Below are 20,620 nucleotides of genomic sequence, written 5' to 3' on the forward strand. Positions count from 1 at the left end.
ATCAGGAGAAAAAAGCTGACTGCTGACGGCTAAAAAATCGCCTTCATCTATTTGACTAAAATTTACATCGGTAAACGCTGAATATCTCGGTTAGAACCAATCACCACCATGGCTAAATCCTTGTATAATCTTTCTTGGGGATTGGGGTTAATCTTGAATTTTTCCGCATTACCGACAGCGACAATATTTAACCCATAACGATTACGAATTTCTAACTCTGCTAGGGTTTTACCGTGAAAAGCTTCCGGGACTTTTAACTCGACAATACTATGTTCGGGATCGAGATCAAATCGTTCTAAAATTGATGGTCTAGTTAAACGGTGCGCTAACTCACAACCGGCATCGTATTCGGGAAAAACTACTAAATCTGCACCAACTTTTTTGAGTAATTTTCCATGGATTTCTGTGGAGGCTTTAGCGGCGACAAAATTAACCCCTGCTTCCTTACAATTGAGAGTAGTAATGATACTTTCTTCCACGTATTTACCAATAGCGACAATCACCGTATCGGTTTCAAAAATTCCCGCTTCTCGCAGGGCGTTAGGTTTGGTAGAATCAAGCTCGATCGCATTATCTACTATTCGATCGGATAACGCTTGTGCTACTAATCCTTCGTCAATATCTGTCGCTACCACTTGATAACCTTGTTTGCGTAAGGTTTCACAGACGGCGCGCCCAAATCTGCCTAATCCGATGACGGCAAATTGACGATTTTGGGGACGCATACTACTAAAAAATTTAATTGATTGCATAATTTTAAGTTAAACTGTTACGCATTTAAAATGCTAGTGTCAATGAGTGAGGAGACAGGAGAAACTGATAACTGATAACTGATAACTGATAACTGATATTAATTATCCCACTAAAAGGTTTTCTTCGGGGTAATTAATAACTGTTGGTTTCGGATCGCCGATAATAGCCGCTATTAAAAGTATAACTCCCACCCGTCCCAAATACATCATAAAAACAATAATTAACTTAGAAATCGGTGATAAAGCGGCAGTTATACCCATAGATAGGCCGACAGTTCCAAAGGCAGAAACTACCTCAAAAAACAGCTGAATCATTTGAAAATCTGTCTCCACAAATGAGATGGCTAGGGTGGAGATAATAATCGCTATAACCGAACCAAAAACCACCGCCATTGACTTTAAAATTAACGGCGTGGGAATGCGTCTTTGATAGAGAGTCACTTCTTCACGACCTCTTAAAACCGAGCGGGTACAGTTATATAAAATCCTAAAGGTTGTGGTTTTAATACCGCCGCCTGTACCGCTAGGACTGGCTCCTATAAACATGAGAGCCATGGTAATTGATAAACCTTCTACGGAAATTTTACCGATATCAATAGTATTAAATCCTGCTGTTCTCGATGTTACCGATTGGAACCAAGCAGCCAGCAATTTATCTTTAATTGATAAATTAGCCAAAGTGTCACCATTTCCCTGTTCAGTAAATAAAAAAGCCAATGTTCCCATCACTAATAAAAATATAGTTGTACTGATAGCAACTTTATAGTTAAGAGAAAAAACAAAGCCTTTTCGTTTATATTGAAAGCGGTAAATAAACCAAGTGTAAAACTCGATAATTACCTGATAACCGATACCTCCAAAAATGATCAATCCTGTGATAGATAAGTTAATAATAATTGAAGACTGATAGGACATTAAGTTATCTTTAAACAAGCCAAAACCCGCATTATTCCAAGCACTAATACTATGGAATAAAGATAACCACACCGCATATCTAAAATCATACTTTTGGGCGAAGACAGTTAACATAACCAAAGTTGCTGTTAACTCAAAAACTAGAGTAGTAGCAATCACTGATTTCATTAAACTTTGACTACCTTGTAGGAAAGGTCGATCAAAGGATTCTTGAATCGCTAACTTCTGTCTCAGGTCAAATTTTCGCCCAACTAATAACATTAAAAAAGTGGTAGTGGTCATATATCCCAAACCCCCCACTTGCACTAATAAAGCAATAAATAATTGACCCCAAAAAGAAAAATAAGTACCCGTATCTACTACTGCTAAACCCGTGACACAGACAGCAGAAGTGGAGGTAAAGAGGGCAACAATTGGGTCATTCCAAGTGCCGCTAGTGGTAGAAACAGGCAACATCAACAGGGAAGTTCCCGCTAAAATTACCGCAATAAATCCCAAGCAAATTGTCCGGGCAATCGTCATATAAATTCCTTAGTGAAAGTAGCTAAGAGAAGATTGTTTTTTGGCTAACACTTCTTGATAAACTAACTGTAAGCGATCAATATTTTTACTGAGAGTGTAAGAGTCTAAAACTCTTTGACGGGCTTTTTGTCCTAAAATTGTTGTTAATTCAGGATGCTCTCGTAATACGGGCAAGAAAGTTTTTAATTGGGTAATTAGTCCTTTAGTATCTAGAACTATTCCCGCACCTTTTAACACTTCCCCATCGGCCCCCACATCCGTAGCCATACAAGCAACACCGCAGGCCATCGCTTCTAAGAGGGAAATCGATAAACCTTCCACTAATGAGGGTAAAATAAAGCAGTCAACCCCGCGCAAAATTTCAATTCGTTTATTTTCATCGCCGATAAAACCTAACCAGATAATACCATCTTCTTCTCCATAAAAAGGTTTGAGGGAAGGAGTTAACGGACCATCGCCAACAATGAGCAGTTTGCATCTACTCCCTAAATTGGTTTTTTTCCAAGCTTTCAATAAAGATTCTACATTTTTCTCCGGCATGATCCGACCGAGATAAACAAATAAACAATCGGCATTATATTGAGCTTTAATATTCGAGGGACCTGGACAATACTTATTAACATCAACCCCATTGGGAATAATTGCTAATTTTTCTTCGGGAACCCCCAATTTAACTAAAAAATCCCGTTGAGAGGTGGAAAAAATAATTACCTTATCGTAATTAGCTAAAAAAGGGGCGTGTAGTTGGTAGGTTAATAATTGGGTACTAGAGATGAGATTGCGAATTTTACTATCAAAAGCCGGGTGAAAAGTCGCCACCAGAGGCAAATCTAAAGACTCACAAATTTCCGGTAGCAGAAAATCGAGGGGAGACAGGGGTAAGGACGCATGAACTAGATCGGGTTTCAGTTCCCTGAGCTTATCCTGTAGAACCCGACTCGATTTCAGGGTGGGAATAGTATAGACTTGGGAACTATAGAGACGTGGCAGGGTGATTTCGTCGTAAAAGTCGGGCCAATCGCTTACGGTGGGTTTTTCGGAAGAAAAATGCAGAAAACTGACTTGATAATCTCGATCGAGCAGGGAATTAGTCACTTCTCGCCCATAGGTAACGTTACCGCAAAAAGGAGATTTTTTTCCTAACCAGGCAATGTGCATTGAGATTCTCTTAAGAAAAAGTTAATTTAGCCAAATATCAGCTTACTAAATTAGCCGTAAAATTAAAAGCTAATAGAGTACCTAAAACAATTAATTACCCATCTAAGTCCTCAGCCAAAAATTGCCTTTTGTAAGAGTGCCTATTTGATAGTTAAAATTCTCGGCTTTTTACTGATTGGCCGAGGACTTGCGACGACGACAACGTTCTGAACAGTATTTGACCTCATGCCAACAGTTTTGCCACTTTTTGCGCCAAGTAAAGGATAAACCGCAAACGGGACAAATTTTACTGGGAAGATCGGACTTCGAGAGCTGACGTGCCATGATTAAAATTAAAAAGTCAAAAACTGCGCCTTATCTATGAGTGTAGATGAAAATAATCAGAGTTCCCCACTCGATCGCCTGAGAATTATTTTGGTCGAACCAGCAGGAGCCTTAAATGTGGGTTCCACCGCCAGAATTATGCGGAATATGGGCTTAAGTCGCTTAATTATCGTCAATCCCGCCTGTGATATCCTGGGAGAAGAAGCGCGACGCATGGCAGTACACGGGATTGAAGTCCTAGAAAACTGTTCACGGGTAGCCACCCTTGGGGAAGCTTTGCAGGGTTGTCATCGCATCATTGCCACCACCTCGAAACCCCGTCACCTGAATACTCCCCTCGAAACACCCCGGGCCGCTTTACCCTGGTTACTCACCCCTAACCTAGAATCGGCCTTAATTTTCGGGCCAGAAGACCGGGGTTTAAGTAACAGCGAACTGAACCACGCCCAGCGTTTTGTCGGTATTCCCGCTAATCCTCAATATTCCTCCCTCAATCTCGCCCAAGCGGTGGCGGTTTGCTCCTACGAACTGTACCAAAGGGCGACGGAAAATAGGCTCGAACCCCCGTTAGAAACGCCCCCTAATGCCACTTTTGAGGCTCTAGAAGGCTATTATCAGCACTTGGAGAGCTTTTTGCTCAAAATTGGCTATCTTTACCCCCACACCGCCGCCGCTAGGATGGAGAAATTCCGGCAATTTTATCATCGGGCCCGGCCCACGGTGGAGGAATTAGCCCTGCTGCGGGGTATTATCGGTCATATTGAAAGTATCGGGCAACTTTTTCTCGGTCTTGATAGTCTCAAGGGCAAGAAAAAAAATTCTCCTAGCGATCGATAATAAATCTGGATACCCTTGAGGAAAACCGTGACTCGTCAAGTAACTCGTCGTCCTACTAAAGTCCAATCTGGCCCTGGGTCCCCTAAGTCCATGGACTCAAACAACAAAAAAAAGTCTTTACCGGTTAAAAGGGCAAAAAAACAGCGTAAACCTAACCTAATCGCTTCTTTTCTCCTTCAGGTTCTTCGCTTCTCTATCCTTGGTGTCGGTTTAGGTGCGATCGCTGGTACGGTTTTAACGGTGGTGGATCCGAGCAAATTACCCCTACATCCAAAACCCACCGCTACTAATTCCCCGACTCCCAAACCCGTCACCCCAAAACCGACCACGTTAGTTTTCAACGAAAATCTCAGCAGCCTCAACCAGAAATTACAGGCTTTAGCGGTCAAATATCCGAAATTACAGGCGGGAGCTTTATTTATTGACCTCGATAACGGTGCTTACGCTAATTTTCGCGGAGATACTATTTTTGCCGCCGCTAGTACGATTAAAATCCCGATTCTGGTCGCCTTTTTTGAGGATGTGGATGCGGGAAAAATTCGTCTCGATGAACCCCTTGTGGCCACTAAGGATGTCCTGGCCAGTGGGTCCGGGGATATGCAGTATCTAGGAGTGAATAAAACCTATACTGCCCTAGAAACCGCCACTAAAATGAACGTAATTAGCGATAATACCGCTACTAATATGTTAATTAAGCGTATGGGCGGCAAAGAGGCTCTTAATCAGCGTTTTCAAGCTTGGGGTTTGACCAGTACGGTAATTAATAACGCTTTACCTGACTTGGAAGGAACCAATACCACAAGTCCGAGAGATTTGGTGACAATCTTAGGAAAAGTTAATCAAGGGGAATTACTCAGTTTACGTTCCCGCGATCGTCTATTGAATATTATGCAGGAAACGCGCACTCGCACCCTGCTGCCGCAAGGTATCGAGAAATCCGCCGATATTGCCCATAAAACCGGTGATATTGGCTCGATGTTAGCGGATGCGGGGATTATTGATATGCCTAACGGGAAACGCTATCTAGGAGCAGTGATGGTGAAACGTCCCCACAATGATAGTAACGCTAGGACTCTGATTCAACAAATATCGCGCACGGCCTACCAACACTTTAAATGGTATCAAACTCAACCCGCAGCCAAACCGCAACCGGTCGCCCAATCTTCTCCCTCTCCTAGTCCGGTCCTTAGTCCTAGTCCGGGTAATTAGGGTTTGCGGCAAAAAGTTTTTCGTGGGGGTAGGGTGTGGGGTGTGGGGTGTGGGGTGTGGGGTGTGGGGTTTTACCCATTTTCAGGTGGTCAATTACCTAATTTTCAGGGAAAAAGTCCAGGAATTTTGCCCCCGATCCCCGCAATGGCTGGCACTTTTTGAGGTCAAAAAAGTCTAAAAGTCTTATCCAACAAGGTTTTTAGATTTATTAAGCAAACCCTAATTAGCCCCTAGGTTAAATTATTGGCTAAAAGACGGGCCAATTGTTCGGCATTTGCCCGGGGGGAAAGACGAGGAAGGATTTTTTCCCCCGTGGCCAGTTTTTGACAGAGGACGGGGATTTCGTACTGATAAGCGTTAAACCAATCCTCTCGACTGGTAATGTCCCTAATTTCTAACTGCCACTCCGGTTGACGGATTTTTTCTAGTTTTTCTAGCAACCCTTCGCAAAGATGACAGTCCGGTTTACTGTATAAAATTAGTTCTATGGTAGTCATAAATATTTAAGTAGGTAGGTGTTAAAAGTTGTCAGATCCCCCCACCTATCGGCACCCCCCTTATTAAGGGGGGCAGGGGGGATCAGAGGCAAAATCTATCTTCAATTTAATTATAACTACTTACTTATGTTCATTACCTCCACGATTAGTCTCTCATCAACAATTCTACAAACTCCCACACCCACACCGACTTTAAATAATAATTTAGTTAATTCAGGTTCTCAAAATCTAGTCTATATCGGTGTGTTTCTTCTGGCAATTACCCTAGTCATGGTTATTGGTATTATCAATCAAAAAATTGAATACGCTCTCATTTTTGCCGCCACTCTCACTGCTATTTTAGTTGCTTTCTTCTGGTTTTTATAAGTCCTTCAACCAAGGGGATTGAGGTCATGATATTCTGACTTCCCCAACCGACTCCTAACACCCTATATACAAGCAAAACGATCGGACTTATAATATAATTGTATTGATTGTGGCTTGTTGCTAGAATCACCCCAAATTGACTCAATGGGTTTATAAACGATGACAACCCTAGATATTGCTACCGATATTGTCTGTCCTCCCACCGATTTATGGAGTGATGAACCACCCTTGGAAAGTGATCTGCATTTACAACAAATTATTTTATTATTATCTTGTCTTGATTGGCTCTGGCAAGATAGAAACGATTACTATGCCTCGGGCAATTTGACTATTTATTATAACGAAAGACAACTAAAACAGCGAGATTTTTGTGGCCCAGATTTTTTCGTGGTTTTAGATACAGAGAAACGTCCCCGGAAAAGTTGGGTTGTCTGGGGAGAAGGGGGTAAATATCCCAATCTAATCATCGAAATTCTCTCCGATTCCACCACTAATGTGGACAGAAAAGCCAAAAAGGAACTATATCAGCATACTTTCCGGACTCCTGAATATTTTTGGTTTGATCCTAATACTTTAGAATGGCAAGGATTCACTTTAATCGAGGGACAATACCAACCGATTACCCCCAATGAAAACGGTTATTTATGGAGTAAGCAACTAGGATTATATTTAGGAATTTTTGCCAATAAATTGCGCTATTTCACCGAATCAGGTGAATTGGTTCCCACCCCTCAAGAGTCGGCCCGACAGGAAAGATTAGCCAAAGAAAGAGAACAACAACGGGCGGAAAAATTAGCCCAAAAGCTGCGAGAATTGGGCATTAATCCCGATGAAATTGCTTAAATATCCTGTTGGAGGTGTTAGGGTGGAAACCATGGCGCAATTTTTCCTTAATTGCTAGGCATTAAAACGAGTAATCCGAAACTCTGATTCTAGCCTAGAAATCATGGCAAAATCTCCACACTGATGTTACAATAATGACCAAGGGCAACAATCTTCAAATATAATTAATGCCATGGTGCAAAAAATAGCTTTTTTTAATCATAAAGGTGGAGTCAGCAAAACTACAACCACTTTTAACCTTGGTTGGATGCTTGCTGAGAAGGGTAAAAGAGTAATTATTGTCGATACCGATCCCCAATGTAACTTAACTGGTATGGCTTTGGCTAAAGAAAGTGAAGATAGGGAGGAAAGACTACAAGCCATCTACAATACTTACTCTAATATTAAAACAGCTTTAGCACCTGCTTTTGAGTCTCAACCGAGATTAATTGAAGCTGTGGACTGTATTCCTATTGATGGTCGTGATCGTTTATTTCTATTGCCCGGTCATGTGGGATTAGCTGAATATGAAGTTATCCTAGGTATTGCTCAAGAACTTAGTGGGTCAATTCAGGCTTTAAAAAATCTCCCCGGTGCGATTACATATTTATTAGACAAAACTGCCGAAAGATTTGAAGCTGACTATATTTTAATCGATATGAGTCCCAGTTTGGGGTCAATCAATCAAAATATACTGATGACCAGCAACTTTTTTATTGTGCCAACCACAGCGGATTTTTTCTCGGTTATGGCTATCGATTCTTTAACTAAAATCTTGCCTAAGTGGCACCAATGGGCTAAGGCAGCTAGTGCTTTACCAATTCTCAAAACAGCCAACTATCCCTTTCCCGAAGTTGACCTACATTTTTTGGGAACTATTGTTCAGAAATATCGAATCATAGGTGGCCAAGAAACAAAAGCTTTTCAAAACTGGATTAACACAATCGAGGAAAATATCGGCAATAAAATGATTCCAGCTTTAGAAAGAACTGGCATGATGCTACCGAAATTTATCTACGATCAGAATGGTGTACCGGCTTGCTGTACTCTAGTAAAAATACCTGATTTTAATAGTCTTATTGCCTTATCTCAAGAGCATCAAACGCCCGTTTTTGCGCTAACTGCTGAACAATTAGGATGGCAAGGTACAGTGTTAGATCAAGCCCAAGAAAAACAACAAAAATTTAAAGATATTTTTTCTGACTTAGCAGACAAAGTTATCGGTCTTACCTCCGAGATTTATGCAGTTAGCCATTGAACAATTTCGCCTTAGTCTTGCCCGCGTTCGTGACTTGATCGCTATCCACAATTCCCTCAAATCTCAGACTACTTCCGCCCTAGATGTATCGGATATCCTCAGAGCCGCTTTAGTCCTGACTGTGAGCGCTTTAGATTATTATATTCACGAAGTGGTTACTCTAGGAATGCTAGAAATTTATCGAGGCCAACGTTCAGAACCTTCTCCCACTCCTAACAGTTCTCAATCTGCCTTTTCTCGTTTTCAAGTCTCCTTGAATGGCGCACGACAAGAACGATTGATAGCTATTAGTATTGGCTCTTGGTTAGAGAACGAAATTCAACAAAACTACGGTTCTTTTTTTGATCAAGAATCTCGCTCAATTTCCGAGGTACTACCAATGATTGAAAATCTCCTCACCAACAAACTTAATAGTAATTATTGGCTAGAGACTGAAATTAGAGAAAACCTCAGATATAAAAGCTTTCAACAACCGGACAAGATAGCGGAGGCCATTAGATTAATTTCAGCCAAGAAATTGTGGGAAGAAGTGGCCAGCAAACTAAATAAACCAGCCAAAGATATTAAAAGCCAACTTAGCATAATTGTTGATCGAAGGAACAAAATCGCCCACGAAGCTGATATAGACCCGAGTTATGGCATTGGCAGTCGCTGGAATATCGATGAAAATCTCGTTAATGATGCCGTTACCTTTATAGAACAGCTTGTTGAAAATATCCATCAGGTACTTGAGGACATCCACTAGCCGAGAATTTCCCCGGCAGTCCAGCCATCAATACTTATTGATTTCTCAGGGAATTATAACAATTATTAAATAATGTGTAGTTTTGTATACTGATGTCAAGAACTTAGCTACAATATCAAGTGGCGTAAGATATATAGAGATTAGCTAGTGAGTCGGCATCAAGACAGTCAAACTGACCGGAAACGAGAAGAAACACAGTTCACTCCTTACAGTGCAGAAGCGATCGCTCAACAATACCGTTACAAACCTTGGCAATTGTTTGGTCGCGCTTTCGTGATTATTTGGTCTTTAGGATTATTTCTGCTCAGTCTCCTCTGGGACAAATGGACAAAGCAAGAAGAAGCCAATAAATACAGGCGTGCCAGCGAACTTAGGCAAATTCTCACCCGTTTGGGTCCGACCTTCATCAAAGTCGGTCAAGCTCTCTCTACCCGTCCCGACCTCGTTCGCAAAGACTTTTTAGACGAATTAGTTAAACTGCAAGACCAACTTCCCCCCTTCGATAACGACGTCGCTTTTGCCCTTATCGAGACAGAATTGGGGATGCCTGTAGAAAAAGCCTATCGAGAAATATCCCCCACCCCGGTAGCTGCCGCTAGTTTAGGACAGGTTTACAAAGCGATACTCCCCACCGGTGAAGAAGTAGCCGTTAAAGTGCAACGGCCCGGGCTGCGGGCGCTTTTAAGCCTCGATTTATACCTAATGCGCTGGGCCGCCCAAAAATTCGGTCGTTTATTACCCCTCAATCTCGGCCACGACCTCACCCTGATTGTCGATGAATTCGGCACCAAACTCTTTGAGGAAATCGACTATCAAAACGAAGGTCGCAACGCTGAAAAATTCGCCACCAACTTCCAAAATAACCCCGAAGTTAAAGTTCCCAGTATCTACTGGCGTTATAGTGGTCGCCGCGTCCTCACCCTAGAATGGATTGATGGCTATAAACTCACCGATACCGAGAACATCAAAGCTTTAGGATTAGACCCCAATAATATCGTTAAAATCGGCGTCACCTCCGGATTACAGCAACTCCTCGAACACGGCTTTTTCCACGCTGATCCCCACCCGGGTAATCTTTTCGCCACTTTTGATGGTCGCATGGCCTATATCGATTTTGGCATGATGGACCAGTTAGAGGAGGAAACTAAAGAAACCCTCGCTAGTTGCGTCGTCGATTTAATTAACAAAGACTACGAAAACCTGGCCAGCAACTTTGTCAAACTGGGATTTTTAACCCCAGAAACGGATATAAAACCAATTATTCCGGCTCTAGAACGAGTTTTAGGCAATGCCATCGGTCAAAGGGTCGGTGACTTCAATTTCCGCACCATTACCGATGATTTCTCCGAATTGATGTACGAGTATCCCTTCCGGATTCCCGCCAAATTCGCCCTGATTATTCGTTCCCTCGTCACCCAAGAAGGTTTGGCCCTCACCCTCGATCCTAACTTCAAAATCGTCCAAGTGGCCTATCCCTACGTTGCTAAACGTCTCCTGACCGGGGAATCACCCCAACTGCGGCGGCGTTTACTGGATGTCCTGTTCAAAGACGGTAAATTCCAGTGGCAACGCCTAGAAAACATGATTACAATGGCTCGCTCGGAAAGTAACTTCGATTTACTGCCCACCGCGCAATTAGGCATCACTTTTCTTCTCTCGGAAGAAGGTCGTTATCTGCGTCGTCAATTGCTATTAGCTTTGACGGAAGATGACCGTCTCCATACTGCCGAAGTGCAACGTCTCTGGGGTTTAATTCAAGGAGAATTGCAACCGCGGCGACTCTTGGATGTGGCCATGAGCGCTTTTCGGGAATTATCGTCCCAAGGTGTGGCCGCTGTCCTTCCGCGAGAAACCAGTTCGCGTTAAAGTGTTTAAGGTCATCATCGGTTAATCACTTTTTCTATGGATTATTATTTTCTGCCCCAACCGCCCTATTTTCTAGTTTTTGCCGGTTTATTTATCGGTATTACCTGCGGGGCCGCTTTTGAAGCTAGTCTCAAGCAAGTGGTTAACAATTGGTATAAAAATAAGGGTTCAGACGATCAAAATCTTTTAAAATCTAGTTCCTTACAAATTCCTTTTATCGGTATTTGTGTAGGAATCTGTCTTTTCCTTGCCTCGGGATTAGATATATTTATTCTCAATGGTTGGGTTGCCTACGCTATCTCTCTCCCGATGACTATCTTTATCGGTGGTTTGGTTTGGAGTCAGTTAGGGGAATTATTAGGCCAATTACAGCGCGGCGGTTCTAAAGAAATTGACCTCGATTATCGGGGATAATTAGGAGGCAGCAAACATTTAGGACTAAGAGAATAGGTGTTAGCAGATAGGAAAGATCAACTACCCCACAACTAACACCAAACCCCTAGTTATACCCAATTTCCCAGCTATTTTGGCCCGCGATTTTAGATGCAAAAACCTTTAGCATGGCATTGGCGATCGCTTCCTCTGCATCAGCGCACCGGTTCCGAGGTTTTTGCCTGCTTATTCTCCCAAGATGCGATCGCTACTTTACTAGAAAGTCCCTATCCGGGTAATTCCCTCTCCCGTTACTCTCTTTGTGCTGGTTCCCCGCGTCAGCTTTGGACCCCCGCACTAGGGGAAATTTTACCCTTTTTAAGCAGTTTACTCCCCCAAACCCGATCTGATGTTCTTCCCGATCATCTTCCTTTCCATGGTGGTTGGTTGGGGTGGTTAGGCTACGATTTAGCTTGGGAAATAGAAAAATTACCCGACAGGAAAGCTGATACTCTCCCTTTTCCCGTCGCTTATTGGTATGAACCGGATAGTTTTGCCATTCTCGATCACCAAGCACAAATTCTCTGGTTAGCTGCCAGCAAACCCGAAGATTTAGATAAATACGAACAATCTTTAACCACTAACCCCGATTTTGAGTTTATCGATCCCCATCCCTCTCCCTTAATCTTTTATACTTCTCAACTCGACTACGAAAAAGCTGTTAAAAAAGCCTTAGATCATATCAGAAAAGGTGATATTTTTCAAGCAAATTTATCCCTAAGATTTCAAAGCACAACTAAGGCAAAAGGATGGCAAATTTATCGCAGTTTACAACAGATTAACCCTTCTCCTTTTGCCAGTTATTGGCGCACCCCTTGGGGAGAAATGATTAGTTGTTCTCCCGAAAGATTGGTAAAATTAGAAAGGGGAATAGCCAGCACTAGACCGATCGCTGGAACCCGTCCCCGGGGTAAAACCGAGGCACTCGATCGACAATTGGCCGAGGAACTATTAACTAATAAAAAAGAGCGGGCCGAGCATATTATGCTAGTGGATCTAGAACGTAATGATCTAGGTAGAGTTTGTGAATGGGGATCGGTTGATGTGGATGAATTACTGACGATCGAGCGTTATAGTCATGTTATGCACTTGGTCAGTAATGTTCGAGGAAAATTAGATAAAAAGTATCATGCTATTGATTTAATTAAAGCTCTTTTCCCCGGGGGAACAATTACCGGTTGTCCGAAAGTTCGTTGTCTAGAAATTATCGAAGAATTGGAACCGGTGCGACGCAATTTATTCTATGGTTCCTGTGGCTATATTGACCTACGAGGTCATTTAGATTTGAATATTCTCATCCGTACCCTATTAATGACTAATCAAGGGAATTTAAACACCGTTTGGGGACAAGTGGGAGCGGGAATAGTTGCCGATAGTGATCCCGAAAAAGAATGGTTAGAATCCCTTCATAAAGCTGAGGCACAATTAATCGCTTTACGTTCTTTTTAATTTTTGATTTCAACAAACTAACCTATTGTTGCATCTAAAACCGCTCTTTTTAAGTACCTAAGCAAAATTAATTACACATATCTAACTACCTCTTGCATGAGTGCCTTTTGCATGAGTGCCTTTTGCCTATCCTAACCAAGAAATTAATTTGGCACGACTACTTACTTTTTACCTTATCTGCTATTTTGTAGGATAGCTTCCGATCTTGAACCCTATTCATGAATCAAATTTCTATCGCTGTTACTTTTTTTCTTAGTTTAGTCTTGACCTCGCTTCCCTTTTTACTTTTGGGGACGGCCGTTTCCAGTTTTTTGCTGGTTTTCGTCAATAAACAGCGATTAGCGGCGATATTTCCCCGTAATCGAGTCTTAGGAGCGATCGTTGGCAGTGCCATCGGATTAATCTTACCCGTCGGACAATACGGCACGATTCCCGTCGCTAGAAGATTCTTATTAGAGGGAGTACCCCCAGGGGTGGTGTTTAGCTTTCTCACCGCTGCACCTACCCTAAATATCGTCACTCTTTGGCTAACTTGGCAGACTTTCACCTATTCTAGTATTTTCTTCTATCGATCGCTTTCGGTCTGGTTAATGGCAATTTTTATCGGCACTCTCTTTAGTTTCTATCGGGAAAAACCCCGCACAGATAGCGAAATTCCCCTAGAATCAAGTTTAGTTCTTTCCGGTAGTTTTTTACCGGAGGAAGCAGCCAGTCAACCCCTGCAAAGAGTCGGCAGTCTTGTTTATGAGTATAAAACTAGAGATAGGCAAGCTTGGCCAATTTCTGTGCAGTTATTTCTCGATAACTTTATCGATGAAGCACTGGAATTAGGGGGATTATTAATTATAGGCTGTGCGCTCTCTAGTGTCTTTCAGCTATTATTACCTCAGAGTCAATTAATTGCCTGGGGGAATACTCCCGCTACTCAAATTCTCGTGCAGTTGTTTTTTGGTTTCACTCTCGCTGTTAATGCCAGTCTTAGCACTTTTGTCCCCGGTTCTTTAATTACTAATCTGTCCGTCGGTTCCACTCTAGCTTTTTTACTGGTCGCTTCCCTCATTGATATTAAAGCTTTTATCCTCCTCCTATCAGCTTTCCGTGCTAAAATCGTCCTTTATTTCGGAATTTTATGCCTGTTAATGAGTTTTTTAGTGGCTCTGATCCTCAGTTTTTATCTAGGTTGAATTCCTTCCGGGTCAAAAAATTTTTCTCTTGACAAAAGCCCCTTGACATGATATTATATTCATAATGGAAAATCCGTGCGCCTACAAGCCCTATTTTCCCAAGCATTTAAACTCTAGCTCATCTTAATTCTGCTTGCCGGAGTTGCGACAACATAGCTTTATAGTTCTCACTCCACCCACCTACTGAGAGGTTCAATAAGCATCTTTTCGATGAATGCTACTCAATATGATAATCAGCATTTCTTGATCTTGAATTTTGTAAATGATGCGATAATCCCCGATTCTAATTCGGTAGGTTTCATCATATCCTTTGAGTTTCTTGACTCCGCTAGGACGAGGTGTATCAGTAAGTAGTCTAATGGCAGTAATTAAGCGTTCGCGTTGTTGTTTGGGTAAGTTGTTTAGTTGTTTTTGAATGGGTTTCGGAATAATAACTCTGTAGTTCACGCTTGAGTTGCCTCATATTCTTCGAGGGTTAGATAGTCTCCTGCTTGATAAGCTGATTCAGAAGCGATTATGTTAGCTTGCTCTTCTTCTGTAATTTCTATTGCAGTATGTCGTTCTTTGATAAAGAGCAAAAAGTCAAGTAATTCAGTCAAAAGGGTGTCAGGTGTCTGCTCGATTTCTTTAATTAGTTGTTCTTTGAGTGTCATAGCTTTATCAGTTATCAGTAATCAGTTATCAGTGATTAATTCCATCATAGTCGATGATTAGGTGGTGGGTTACTGGACTAGGTAATAGGTGTAGGGGTAATTCATGAATTACCCCTACAATTGGCTAGGTTTTTCTGGATGTTGTCAAAATTTTCTCTTGACAAAAGCCCCTTGACATGATATTATATTCATAATGGAAAATCCGTGCGCCTACAAGTCCTATTTTCCCAAGCATTTAAACTCTAACTCATCTTGATTCTGCTTGCCGGAGTTATGGTGATAAGAAAGGATTATCGAAGAAAGGCAGTACACTATAGGCCACTACCGATTACACCAGGTGCAATGTAGGGGCGCAAACATTGCGCCCAAAATTTAACCCGTTTAGTTGTCCTGTTTATTCGACTTGTTAGATTTAGCTAGGTTGTGCTTGAAGAAAGCACCAAATCCTAATACACCTAAGCCGAAAATTGTGCTGGGTTCAGGTACTGCTTGAACTGTCACGCTAAAACTTCCAGTGTTGCCTTTCCATCCAAAACCATCCATTGGACCCAGGAAGAGGCGAGTTGCACCAGTAGGAACGATGAAATTCTGCACAGCACCAGTGCCGGTTCCTGTCAGTCCATCGCCAATGAAGAAAACTTGCTTAAGTTGTGGAGCTAACGAAGAAAAATTAAGTCCAATTGAAGAAAAGTTAAGAGCTGCAGGTGCAGAAGTCGAATCTGGCTGGCTGTTATCTAAAAAGACACCGACAAGAGAATTAATCGGAGCGGTAATATTGGAAATTCCATTTTGACTCCCAGGCGAATGGCTAATAAAACTTCCCCCATCTGGCGTAGCAGTGGGTGGGGGTAGGAAGGGAGTATTGCTGACTGCCCCGGTCACGGAGAAATTGAGCGTTTGTCCTGGAATAAGGGAAAGTCCCGACACTTGTACAGGAGATTGAGCGGGAGCAGCATCTATGAAGGAAGCTGTAGAGCCATTTGGCATCCCTGCCAGCCAAGGATTAGATTCGCCAGCAACCGTAATAGTTGCCGCTTGTACTCCACTGGCGACGGAGAGACTGATAAGTATTGTCCCCCCCCCCCACGAAGTTTTTGATTAGTTTTGCTAATGTCACAACTAAATGCCTCCTAAAAGTGTTGTTGCGCTTGAAATTGCCCAGTAGTTTACCAAAAATGACCGGCGTTGTCAAGTTTATTTATGGCGCGTCAGAGCAGACTTGACAACGCTTTAAGAGCAAGGCTTTCGTTGTGTCGCAATTCATTCTTCATATTCTGATCTGACAACGCCAAAATTTAGGCACTTTTTCCCTGAAAATTAGGTAATTGACCCCCTGAAAAACCCTACACCCCACACCCTGCCCCCACCAAGAGACTTTTTCAGCAAACCATATCTAAGCGGGAAAAATCCCTTTTATGTAGTCTGTGATACTGTTTTTGGGATTGAGATCGTCTAAGGTCAAGGAAATTGCTTCTAGGGTTCCGATTTAAGCGTGCTTAAATGTCAGGTCCGAGAGGAGCAAGCTAGTCTTAAATGAGCGGATCAAAAATTTTTTCCGTCTAAGCTGGCTACACGGCGGGATAAAAGCCCGGGAGACTTTAAGGATAACTGTTTTGAGGCAGTGTCTTTGAAGACTCCCGGGTTATTGTATTTTGAGGTGAAATGATGTCCGAGGAATCTACTTTTCAACCCCCGCATTTAACCGAAGCTGAACAGGCCCTAGAAAAAGAACGCCATTTGCCCCTAACCGGTTGGCAACAGGAAGTTTCCCAGGGGTTAACCTACGGTTTAGAGGCGGCCGATAGTATTCGCGATCGCAGTATTCCCACCTTTTCCAGGGGTGAGTTACCCCACTATGCGGGAATTAACACCTTTATGAAGGCCCCCTATTTGGAAGATGTGCGGAATGTGGGCAATTATGACGTGGCAATCGTCGGTGTTCCCCATGATTCGGGGACAACTTACCGACCCGGAACTCGTTTTGGTCCCCAAGGAATTCGGCGGATTTCGGCCCTTTATACGCCCTACAATTTTGAATTAGGAGTAGATCTGCGCGAACAAATTACTCTCTGTGATCTGGGGGATATTTTCACCATTCCTGCTAATAATGAAAAGTCCTTCGATCAAATCTCGAAGGGGGTTGCCCATGTCTTTAGTTCTGGCGCCTTGCCGATTATTTTAGGGGGTGATCATTCCATTGGTTTTCCGACAGTGCGGGGTATTTGTCGGCATTTAGGGGATAAAAAAGTCGGTATTATTCACTTTGATCGCCATGTGGATACTCAGGAAACGGATTTAGATGAACGGATGCACACTTGCCCCTGGTTTCATGCCACCAATATGAAAAATGCTCCTGCTAAAAATCTCGTCCAATTAGGGATTGGTGGTTGGCAAGTTCCCCGTCAAGGTGTTAAAGTTTGCCGCGAGCGGGCCACTAATATTTTGACCGTCACCGACATTGTGGAACGAGGCATTGATGCGGCCGCCGAATTTGCCTTAGAACGAGCTTTAGATGGTACGGATTGCGTTTGGATTAGTTTCGATATTGATTGCATTGATGCCGGTTTTGTCCCCGGTACAGGTTGGCCAGAACCTGGCGGTTTATTACCCCGTGAAGCCTTAGCTTTATTAGGTAAAATTATTCAAAAAGCTCCCATTTGTGGTATGGAAGTGGTGGAAGTTTCCCCTCCCTACGATATTAGTGATATGACCTCTTTGATGGCTACCCGTGTTATTTGTGATGCCATGGCCCATCTGGTTATTTCAGGTCAATTACCCCGTAAAGAAAAGCCCTATTATATTCATTCTGATGCCAATATGGAGGTTGATGAACCTTGGATTTAAGGACAAAAGCAGCAATAATTAGAGAGGTAACACATTCGCGAAGAAACACCGATGGCCAAAGGATTTGGAATTCCTATTAACAAAAGGTTAGGTTACGTTTTAACTCTAGTATCTGATCCTAAAATTTATGCTGCTGCTGAAAATGCTTTGCCCTATCTTGATCAAGATGAATCAGATGAACCTTTTGCTGGTATTACTAATGACTTGTCAATGGCGCGTGTCTGGAAAAGTCGCAAACAAGCAGAAAAAAGTGTTCAGAATTATCTTGGATTTTTAATGGATTGGATGACTAATGAAAATTTAGACAGATTAACTATTTTAATTTGTTCTTTAAACGCTAACAACAAAGGAGAGTTAACGACCGAAATTGCCCAAAAAATGCAGCTAGAGAGAGTAGAAAAGGAGTAGCCACTTCAGCATATTATGCACGAAACTGATATGACCAAGGCGTTAATTATGACAGTTCGAGATTGGTATGATAGCCAACCTGAAAAGCTCAAAATTGAAAAAATTCATCTCATGGTTGGTGAATTTACCTGTGTCGAACCGGTCAGTTTACAATTTGCCTTTGAAGTTCAAACTGCCAATACTTTTCTTGCCGGCGTGGAATTAGCTATTAAAAATATTCCCCTAATTGCTTATTGTCATTGCTGCCAAAAGGATTATCAACCCCAAATTGGCCAGCAATATTCCTGCCCAACTTGTCGATCGCCGATGGAGGATATTCGTTCAGGTCGAGAGTTAAAAATTGACCACATTGAATATTCTTTACTTTTTTAAACAAAGTTAGGCGATCGCTTATAAAAGTTCGATGATCAATTATTCATTCTCAACTAAAATGCACCAAACTTTTGACGCAGCCCTAGAAATTAATCTACTTCATGCCAATCAAACAGGAGCCGATCACAACCGGGAACATTTTGACGAGTGGGGCATTACCTGTTTAAACTTGATGAGTAGTCCCGGTGCGGGTAAAACTGTGTTATTGGAAAAAACCCTCGCAGCCTTAAAAGATCAATTAAAAATGGCTGTTATTGAAGGTGATATGACTACAGAACTAGATGCAGAGCGCCTGAGACAATATGGAGTTCCCGTGATTGCCATTAATACGGGTCGCTCCTGTCACTTAGATTCCAAAATGGTAGCCGGGGGAATTCATCGTTTCAAAGAAGATTATAACCCCAAAGAGTTTGATTTATTGTTGGTGGAAAATGTGGGAAATTTAGTTTGTCCCGCCGAATTTGAGGTAGGGGAACACGCTAAAGTTGCTCTATTAAGTATTACTGAAGGAGAAGATAAACCCCTCAAATATCCAATTATGTTTCAAGAAGCGGATTGTCTGATTATTACCAAATTAGATCTGGCTCCTTATTTAGAGATTGATTTAAAACGTTTAGAAGCAAATGTTCGTTCTATGAATCCCGATGTAAAGATTATTGCTCTTTCTGCTCAAACAGGAGAAGGTTTAGAAGAGTGGTTAAATTGGCTAAAAAGCCAAGTCAATATTCCGAGATTTTTGAATTGTTAATCAGTAACAGTTTTTGAGGTTTATTTCTGTTCTAATTAGGTAGGTGTTAAAAATTCTCAGATTCCCCCCTTGATAAGGGGGGATTAAGGGGGGATCAAAGGCAAAATCTATCTTCTTACTTACTAGCTGTCATCTCTAAAGGCTATTACCTATGAAACGGCGCAATTTTTTCTCCTTACTTCTCGTTTTTTTTAGTAGCTTACTACTGACCGTTAGTTGTAATCAAGCTCCTCAGCAAACCCCCAATGCAAGTAGTTCTCTGAGTAATACTGCCCCCATTGTCATTGGTTATAGTAACTGGGCCGGTTGGTGGCCATGGGCGATCGCTGAAGAAGAGGGATTATTTGCTAAAAATGGGGCTAATGTTCAAATGAAATGGTTTGATGGTTATCTTGAATCCTTACAAGCTTTGGCCGCCGGACAATTAGATGGAAATAGTCAAACTCTCAACGATACAATCGCTTTTGCGGGAGATGCAGTGAATGGTCAAGTTGCTGTTTTAGTCAATGATAACTCGTCAGGAAATGACAAAGTTATTGTCACAGAAGAGATTAAAACGATTCAAGATTTAAAAGGCAAAAAAGTTGCTGTTGAAGAAGGCGTTGTCGGTGACTTTCTCCTCAGTTTAGCCCTAGAAAAAGAAGGAATGAGCCGTAAAGATGTGCAAATTGTCCCCATGGAAACAGGGGCTGCTGCCGCCGCTTTTGCATCGGGAAAAGTCGATGCAGTGGCCGCTTTTCCACCCTTTTGGTCAACGGCCCTTAAACGAAAAGGTTCTAAAGAATTAATTAGTTCTAAAGCTTTTCCAGGTGCTATTCCTGATTTATTAGTTGTCAGTGCCAAATTAATCAAAGAAAAACCAGAACAGGTTCAGGCTCTCGTCAAAACCTGGTTTGAGGTTCGAGAGTTTATGGCTAAAAATCCCCAAAAAGCCGATGAGATTATGGCCAAGCGTGCGGGCATTAGCCCAGAAGAATTGGCCTTATATAAAGAGGGAACGAAGTTTTTCACCTTAGAAGAAAACCTAGAAGCCTTTAGTCCGGGGAAAACCATGAAAAATATGCCCTTTGCCGCTCAAAAAATGGCTGATTTTATGATGGAAGTTGGCTTTATTAAAAAAGTCCCCGATCTAACAACCATTCTAGATGCCCAATTTGTCAAGGCGTTGGCAAATCAAGACAAAAAATCCTAATTAGTCCCTCGATCATTATCTACAAGATTGATTAGGGAGATAAGTTGACTTCAAGAATTGTTTGATA

General features: G+C 42.1%; 24 protein-coding genes and 1 riboswitch. Of the genes, 16 read left to right on the plus strand and 8 right to left on the minus strand.

Annotation, left to right across the window (positions count from 1 at the left end; translation table 11 throughout):
- Positions 1-62 precede the first annotated feature (62 nt).
- The 4 genes from MAE_RS08155 to MAE_RS28925 form a co-directional block, all read right to left on the minus strand.
- Positions 63-752, minus strand: a complete 690-nt coding sequence (locus MAE_RS08155) for a potassium channel family protein (RefSeq protein ID WP_002798291.1) — start codon at positions 750-752, stop codon at positions 63-65.
- A gap of 102 nt (positions 753-854) precedes the next feature.
- A complete protein-coding gene (locus MAE_RS08160) occupies positions 855-2,189 on the minus strand; it encodes a TrkH family potassium uptake protein (protein WP_041803948.1) in 1,335 nt (444 codons plus the stop codon).
- A gap of 9 nt (positions 2,190-2,198) precedes the next feature.
- On the minus strand, positions 2,199-3,347 hold the full coding sequence (locus MAE_RS08165; RefSeq protein ID WP_002798294.1) for a glycosyltransferase family 4 protein: 1,149 nt from the start codon (positions 3,345-3,347) through the stop codon (positions 2,199-2,201).
- Between the two features lie 168 nt (positions 3,348-3,515).
- Entirely contained in the window at positions 3,516-3,671 is a 156-nt protein-coding gene (locus tag MAE_RS28925; protein ID WP_002731581.1) for a DUF2256 domain-containing protein, read from the minus strand.
- Positions 3,672-3,707: 36 nt separating this feature from the next.
- Here MAE_RS28925 and MAE_RS08170 point away from each other — a divergent pair, with 36 nt between their 5' ends.
- Genes MAE_RS08170 through MAE_RS33250 form a run of 3 tightly spaced genes read left to right on the plus strand, consistent with a single transcriptional unit; the run spans position 3,708 to position 5,879 of the window.
- Positions 3,708-4,508: an RNA methyltransferase gene (locus tag MAE_RS08170; protein ID WP_002798295.1), complete on the plus strand. Its 801-nt coding sequence runs from the start codon at positions 3,708-3,710 to the stop codon at positions 4,506-4,508.
- Between the two features lie 27 nt (positions 4,509-4,535).
- On the plus strand, positions 4,536-5,717 hold the full coding sequence (locus MAE_RS08175) for a serine hydrolase (protein ID WP_012265156.1): 1,182 nt from the start codon (positions 4,536-4,538) through the stop codon (positions 5,715-5,717).
- A 3-nt stretch (positions 5,718-5,720) separates the two neighbouring features.
- Complete coding sequence (locus MAE_RS33250) at positions 5,721-5,879, plus strand: hypothetical protein (RefSeq protein WP_158303503.1); 159 nt, start codon at positions 5,721-5,723, stop codon at positions 5,877-5,879.
- Between the two features lie 68 nt (positions 5,880-5,947).
- Here MAE_RS33250 and MAE_RS08180 read toward each other — a convergent pair whose 3' ends face one another.
- On the minus strand, positions 5,948-6,214 hold the full coding sequence (locus tag MAE_RS08180) for a glutaredoxin family protein (protein WP_002750529.1): 267 nt from the start codon (positions 6,212-6,214) through the stop codon (positions 5,948-5,950).
- A gap of 126 nt (positions 6,215-6,340) precedes the next feature.
- Here MAE_RS08180 and MAE_RS08185 point away from each other — a divergent pair, with 126 nt between their 5' ends.
- From MAE_RS08185 to MAE_RS08220, 8 genes are all read left to right on the plus strand, one after another.
- Positions 6,341-6,580 carry a hypothetical protein gene (locus tag MAE_RS08185; RefSeq protein ID WP_002733166.1) on the plus strand — a complete coding sequence of 80 codons (240 nt, stop codon included), beginning with the start codon at positions 6,341-6,343 and terminating at the stop codon, positions 6,578-6,580.
- Between the two features lie 159 nt (positions 6,581-6,739).
- A complete protein-coding gene (locus MAE_RS08190) occupies positions 6,740-7,423 on the plus strand; it encodes a Uma2 family endonuclease (protein WP_012265159.1) in 684 nt (227 codons plus the stop codon).
- Between the two features lie 172 nt (positions 7,424-7,595).
- Positions 7,596-8,660, plus strand: a complete 1,065-nt coding sequence (locus MAE_RS08195; protein WP_012265160.1) for a ParA family protein — start codon at positions 7,596-7,598, stop codon at positions 8,658-8,660.
- Positions 8,644-9,405, plus strand: a complete 762-nt coding sequence (locus MAE_RS08200) for a HEPN domain-containing protein (protein WP_002734385.1) — start codon at positions 8,644-8,646, stop codon at positions 9,403-9,405. Before MAE_RS08195 ends, MAE_RS08200 begins: the two co-directional genes overlap by 17 nt.
- A 147-nt stretch (positions 9,406-9,552) precedes the next feature.
- A complete protein-coding gene (locus MAE_RS08205) occupies positions 9,553-11,271 on the plus strand; it encodes an ABC1 kinase family protein (protein ID WP_012265161.1) in 1,719 nt (572 codons plus the stop codon).
- A gap of 36 nt (positions 11,272-11,307) precedes the next feature.
- The gene (locus tag MAE_RS08210; protein ID WP_002734118.1) at positions 11,308-11,685 is read left to right on the plus strand and encodes a hypothetical protein; all 378 of its coding nucleotides are present in this window, start codon (positions 11,308-11,310) and stop codon (positions 11,683-11,685) included.
- A gap of 129 nt (positions 11,686-11,814) precedes the next feature.
- On the plus strand, positions 11,815-13,152 hold the full coding sequence (locus MAE_RS08215) for an anthranilate synthase component I (protein ID WP_012265162.1): 1,338 nt from the start codon (positions 11,815-11,817) through the stop codon (positions 13,150-13,152).
- Between the two features lie 218 nt (positions 13,153-13,370).
- Positions 13,371-14,336: a permease gene (locus MAE_RS08220; protein ID WP_002798301.1), complete on the plus strand. Its 966-nt coding sequence runs from the start codon at positions 13,371-13,373 to the stop codon at positions 14,334-14,336.
- 192 nt (positions 14,337-14,528) lie between these two features.
- Here MAE_RS08220 and MAE_RS08225 read toward each other — a convergent pair whose 3' ends face one another.
- The 3 genes from MAE_RS08225 to MAE_RS08235 all read right to left on the minus strand — a co-directional run bounded on the left by MAE_RS08225 (position 14,529) and on the right by MAE_RS08235 (position 15,976).
- Positions 14,529-14,783 carry a type II toxin-antitoxin system RelE family toxin gene (locus tag MAE_RS08225; RefSeq protein ID WP_012265163.1) on the minus strand — a complete coding sequence of 85 codons (255 nt, stop codon included), beginning with the start codon at positions 14,781-14,783 and terminating at the stop codon, positions 14,529-14,531.
- Positions 14,780-14,989 (minus strand): hypothetical protein, encoded by a 210-nt coding sequence (locus MAE_RS08230; RefSeq protein ID WP_002760925.1) that lies wholly within the window; start codon positions 14,987-14,989, stop codon positions 14,780-14,782. The genes MAE_RS08225 and MAE_RS08230 overlap by 4 nt, the downstream gene beginning before the upstream one ends.
- Positions 14,990-15,370: 381 nt before the next feature.
- Positions 15,371-15,976, minus strand: a complete 606-nt coding sequence (locus MAE_RS08235) for a PEP-CTERM sorting domain-containing protein (protein WP_012265164.1) — start codon at positions 15,974-15,976, stop codon at positions 15,371-15,373.
- 475 nt (positions 15,977-16,451) lie between these two features.
- Positions 16,452-16,586: riboswitch (guanidine-I (ykkC/yxkD leader) on the plus strand.
- 68 nt (positions 16,587-16,654) lie between these two features.
- Here MAE_RS08235 and MAE_RS08240 point away from each other — a divergent pair.
- From MAE_RS08240 to MAE_RS08260, 5 genes are all read left to right on the plus strand, one after another.
- Positions 16,655-17,833: an agmatinase family protein gene (locus tag MAE_RS08240; protein ID WP_002791436.1), complete on the plus strand. Its 1,179-nt coding sequence runs from the start codon at positions 16,655-16,657 to the stop codon at positions 17,831-17,833.
- A gap of 51 nt (positions 17,834-17,884) precedes the next feature.
- Positions 17,885-18,241, plus strand: a complete 357-nt coding sequence (locus MAE_RS08245; RefSeq protein WP_002791437.1) for a hypothetical protein — start codon at positions 17,885-17,887, stop codon at positions 18,239-18,241.
- A 15-nt stretch (positions 18,242-18,256) separates the two neighbouring features.
- Positions 18,257-18,613, plus strand: coding sequence for a hydrogenase maturation nickel metallochaperone HypA (gene hypA / locus MAE_RS08250; RefSeq protein ID WP_012265165.1), 357 nt, complete (start codon positions 18,257-18,259; stop codon positions 18,611-18,613).
- Positions 18,614-18,671: 58 nt separating this feature from the next.
- A complete protein-coding gene (gene hypB / locus MAE_RS08255; RefSeq protein WP_012265166.1) occupies positions 18,672-19,361 on the plus strand; it encodes a hydrogenase nickel incorporation protein HypB in 690 nt (229 codons plus the stop codon).
- A gap of 151 nt (positions 19,362-19,512) precedes the next feature.
- Positions 19,513-20,553: an ABC transporter substrate-binding protein gene (locus tag MAE_RS08260; RefSeq protein WP_012265167.1), complete on the plus strand. Its 1,041-nt coding sequence runs from the start codon at positions 19,513-19,515 to the stop codon at positions 20,551-20,553.
- Positions 20,554-20,620 lie beyond the last annotated feature (67 nt).

This window comes from Microcystis aeruginosa NIES-843, from assembly GCF_000010625.1.
Classification (GTDB): domain Bacteria; phylum Cyanobacteriota; class Cyanobacteriia; order Cyanobacteriales; family Microcystaceae; genus Microcystis; species Microcystis aeruginosa.